General features: G+C 73.7%; 5 protein-coding genes and 1 tRNA gene. 1 reads left to right on the forward strand and 5 read right to left on the reverse strand.

Annotated features, from left to right (window positions below):
• The 4 genes from CCR87_RS00905 to CCR87_RS00920 all read right to left on the reverse strand — a co-directional run.
• The coding region (locus CCR87_RS00905) for an MFS transporter (RefSeq protein ID WP_201155450.1) at positions 1-921 on the reverse strand (921 nt) is incomplete at its 3' end.
• A 159-nt stretch (positions 922-1,080) separates the two neighbouring features.
• Positions 1,081-1,154, reverse strand: a tRNA-Gly gene (locus CCR87_RS00910).
• A 121-nt stretch (positions 1,155-1,275) separates the two neighbouring features.
• The gene (locus CCR87_RS00915; RefSeq protein WP_201155451.1) at positions 1,276-1,758 is read right to left on the reverse strand and encodes an ATP-binding protein; all 483 of its coding nucleotides are present in this window, start codon (positions 1,756-1,758) and stop codon (positions 1,276-1,278) included.
• Positions 1,748-2,089 carry an STAS domain-containing protein gene (locus CCR87_RS00920; RefSeq protein WP_201155452.1) on the reverse strand — a complete coding sequence of 114 codons (342 nt, stop codon included), beginning with the start codon at positions 2,087-2,089 and terminating at the stop codon, positions 1,748-1,750. The genes CCR87_RS00915 and CCR87_RS00920 overlap by 11 nt, the downstream gene beginning before the upstream one ends.
• A gap of 89 nt (positions 2,090-2,178) precedes the next feature.
• Here CCR87_RS00920 and CCR87_RS00925 point away from each other — a divergent pair, with 89 nt between their 5' ends.
• A complete protein-coding gene (locus tag CCR87_RS00925) occupies positions 2,179-3,357 on the forward strand; it encodes a thiolase family protein (RefSeq protein WP_201155453.1) in 1,179 nt (392 codons plus the stop codon).
• Positions 3,358-3,363: 6 nt separating this feature from the next.
• Here the strand turns inward: CCR87_RS00925 and CCR87_RS00930 are convergent.
• A partial coding sequence (locus tag CCR87_RS00930) for a P1 family peptidase (RefSeq protein ID WP_201155454.1) occupies positions 3,364-3,877 on the reverse strand: 514 nt, incomplete at its 5' end.

Here is a 3,877-nt window from a genome sequence, read left to right on the forward strand (position 1 = left end):
CCCCGACACCAGCCCCGCCAGCGCCGAGGCCAGCACCAGCGCGCCCAGCCCCCCCAGCGCGGCATCCGCCGCACCGGCGGCCAGCATCACCAGATAGGGCGGCGCCAGCGCCGTCGCCGTCAGCAATCCGCGCGCCAGAACGAAGCGCGCCAGAACGGGGTCATCGCGCAGATAGCGCAGGTTGGCAAAGGCCGCAGCCGCCCCGTTGGCGCCACCCTCGCTTGCGCCGGGTTCCTCGCGCAGCCCGGCAAAGATCGCGGCGGCCAGCATCCAGAACCCGCCCGCCAGCACCAGCGCGCCCACCACCAGCGCCATCCGGTCGCCCGCGTCCCAGATCAACAGGCCCGCAAATCCGATCACCGCCACCGGCGCAAGGTTGCTCGCAAGCCCCGTCGCGGTGCCGCGGCGGCCCTTGTCCACTGTCTTGCCCAGCACGTCCTTGAGGCTGACCGACGCGACCGAACGCGCCACCGCCAGAACCGCCAGCGCGGCGCAGATCGCAACCCCCGCCGCCGCCCCCTCCAGCGTCAGCGCCGCCGCCGCCATCGCCAGCGCCGCCAGCCCCTGCCCCACAGATCCCGCAACCCAGGCCCATTTGCGCCGCGCCATCGCGCGGATCCGCGCGGCGGTGAACAGTTGCGGCAACAGCGCGCCGGCCTCGCGGATCGGCACCAGCAGGCCGACCAGCGCCGCCGGTGCCCCCAGCGCGCCCAGCAGCCACGCCAGCACCAGCTTCGGGTCCACCAGCCCGTCCGCCGCCTTGGTCAGTGACAGCGCGCCGACATGGCGCAGAAAGCTGTCGGGCTGCGCGCGGCAGGCCGCCTCCGAGAGGTCGGTGCACACGCTGCCATCGTCATCGGAGGTCAGCGCCGCGAACACCCGGTCGCGGGTCGAGGGCACGGGGGCGGGATCACTGGACATTCCCGCCATGTAGCCCGTCGGGCGGCGCGCTCCAAGCGGGCGCGCGCATCAGCCGTCGGAACGCAGCCCGCCGTCGATCGGCCGACCCTGCAGCGCAACGCCGCGGTCGGCGTGCCATCCATGGCGCAAGGTCATGTGTGTAAGGTCCGGTATTCACGGTGGAGCGGGTAGCGGGAATCGAACCCGCACGACCAGCTTGGAAGGCTGGGGCGCTACCATTACACCATACCCGCGCGGCGCAAGGAGTAGGCATAGCCCCGGCCCGCGTCAAGGCCGCCCGGCCGTCGGGGCCCGCCCGGGGCGTGGCGGGCCGGTGCCCGTTCCCGGCCATGCCGCGTCCCTGGACCGCCCGGATCAGGGCGCGGAATCCTCGGCGCGGCACAGCGGAAGCGACAGGCTCAGCCGGTTCATGCCCTCCTTGCGGGCATAGCGCACGCAGCGCGCGTGCCGTCGGATCAGGAACCAGCCGAAGCCCCCCTCCGGCACCGCATCGCGCCCCAGGTCGAGACGCGCGGGATCTCCGGGCGGCGCGGCGAGGCCCGGCATGGGGCGGCCCTTGTCCCGCACCTCGCAGTCCAGCACACCCTCGGCCAGGGTCAATGCGACGTCGATCGGTCCGGGCTGGTGGCCATAGGCATGGATCACGATGTTGTTGAGGACCTCCGCCACCACCAGCTCGATATCGCCATGACACTCGGGCGTCAGCCCCAGCCCGTCGAGGGCCGCCCGCACCTGCGCCAGCGCGGCCCGCACCCCGGCGGCATCTGCGTGCAGACGGATCGACGCGATCCGGTCGTCGGGGGGCACCATCGCGGGCGCGCGCCCCTCAGCCGGCATGACACCGGGAATCGGCGTCGGGAACCTCCGGATGGATGGTGAAGATGCCGTCCATCCGGGTCAGCCGGAACACCCGCGCCACCGGCGGGGTCAGCGCCGCAAGCTCCAGCCGCCGGTCGGTCCCAAGATGCTTCATCACCGACACCACGGCGCCCAGCCCGCTGCTGTCGAGAAACGTCACCCGGCCCAGATCCAGCACCACGCGCGTATCGGCCCCCGCCGTGGCCTTGCGCATCGCCTCCTTGAAGGCGATCGCGACCATGGCGTCCAGCCGCGCTTCGTGCACCCGCACGACAAGGGCGCCCGCGCGCCGGTCCACCGAAAGATCCATCCTGCGCCCACCCCGCTGCCGCGCCGTCCTTGCCTCGGCCCCACCTTAGGTGCCATTCCTTAATCAAGTCTTGGGAGGGGGGGCGACCAATGCACGAGGTCATCATCGCGGGCGCGGCCCGCACGTCGATGGGCGGGTTTCAGGGCGCGCTGGCGCCGCTGGCCGCGCCGGATCTGGGGGGCGTGGCCATCGCAGGCGCGCTGCGCGACGCGGGCGCCGCACCCGATACCGTCGAGGAGCTGCTGATGGGCTGCGTGCTGCCCGCGGGCCAGGGCCAGGCCCCGGCCCGGCAGGCCGGTTTTGCCGCGGGACTGGGCGACGGGGTGCCTGCGACGACCCTCAACAAGATGTGCGGCTCGGGCATGAAGGCGGCGATGATGGCCGCCGACCGCATCGCGCTGGGTGCGGCCGGGGTCATCGTCGCGGGCGGGATGGAGAGCATGTCCAACGCCCCCTACCTGTTGCCGAAGATGCGCGGGGGCGCGCGGATGGGCCATGCGCAGGCGCTCGACCACATGTTTCTCGACGGGCTGGAGGATGCCTATGACACCGGCCGCCTGATGGGCACCTTCGCCGAGGACTGCGCCGAGGCGTTCCAGTTCACCCGCGAGGCGCAGGACGCCTATGCCATCGCCTCGCTGGAGGCCGCGCTTGCCGCACAGCGCGACGGCGCCTTCACCGCCGAGATCGCGGCGGTGGAGGTCCCCGGCCGCAAGGGCGCCACCACGGTGGTCCTGGACGAGCAACCCGCCCTGGCCCGTCCCGACCGCATCCCGCAGCTCAGGCCCGCCTTTCGCAAGGACGGCACGGTCACGGCGGCGAATTCCTCGTCGATCTCGGACGGGGCGGCGGCGCTGGTGCTGGCCTCGGCCGAGGCAGCCCGGGCGCAGGGCCTGCGGGTGCGCGCGCGCCTGCTGGGCCATGCCAGCCACGCGCAGGCGCCGGGCGATTTCCCCACCGCCCCCGTGCCCGCCGCCCGCAAGCTGCTGGACCGGCTGGGATGGAGCGTCGACGACGTCGACCTGTGGGAGGTCAACGAGGCGTTTGCCGTGGTGCCCATGGCCTTCATGCAGCGCATGGGTGTGGATCGCGCGCGGCTGAACGTGCACGGCGGCGCCTGCGCGCTGGGCCATCCGATCGGCGCCTCGGGGGCCCGCATCCTGGTGACGTTGCTGAACGCGCTGGAGCGGCGCGGGCTTGCGCGCGGGGTCGCGGCGATCTGCATCGGCGGCGGCGAGGGCACGGCGGTGGCGATCGAACGGGTGTAGCCCGGCTCAGCCGCCGAATCGCGCCCGCCAGGCCGGCAGCACATCGCCCGGCGCCGGCGTCGCGGCGTACACGCCCCGCGCGATCGCCCGCGCGAGGCACGCCGCCGCCGCATGGCCCAGCCGGAACGGATCGGCCAGCGGATCGCGCAGCGGCCGCGCGCCGGTGGACACGGCAAACACCAGATCGCCGTCCAGCAGCGTGTGCGACGGCACGATTGCGCGCGCCATCCCGTCATGGGCGGCGGTGGCCATGCGCGTGGCCTGCGCCTGGGTCAGCGCCGCGTCGGTCGCCACGATCGCCAGTGTCGTGGCGGTGCCGGGGCGTTTGGTGGGCCCCTGCTCGGCGCCCGGCGTGAATCTTTCCGGCAGCCCGAGGCCGCCGAACTCCGCGCCCATCTCCCACGGGGCGGCCCAGAAATGGGGGCCGTCCGCGACCGTGACCGCGCCCACCGCATTCACCGCCGCCAGCGCGCCAACCGTGTAGCCCCCCGCCGACAGCACCGCCGAGGCCGACCCCAGC

This window comes from Rhodobaculum claviforme (assembly GCF_016653255.1).
GTDB classification, from domain to species: domain Bacteria; phylum Pseudomonadota; class Alphaproteobacteria; order Rhodobacterales; family Rhodobacteraceae; genus Rhodobaculum; species Rhodobaculum claviforme.

What these genes read in the sequence shown, in the direction of transcription:
- CCR87_RS00915 (WP_201155451.1), bottom strand. Translation starts at nt 1,758, where the DNA reads ATGCCGGCTGAGGGGCGCGCGCCCGCGATGGTGCCCCCCGACGACCGG.
- CCR87_RS00920 (WP_201155452.1), bottom strand. Translation starts at nt 2,089, where the DNA reads ATGGATCTTTCGGTGGACCGGCGCGCGGGCGCCCTTGTCGTGCGGGTG.
- CCR87_RS00925 (WP_201155453.1), top strand. Translation starts at nt 2,179, where the DNA reads ATGCACGAGGTCATCATCGCGGGCGCGGCCCGCACGTCGATGGGCGGG.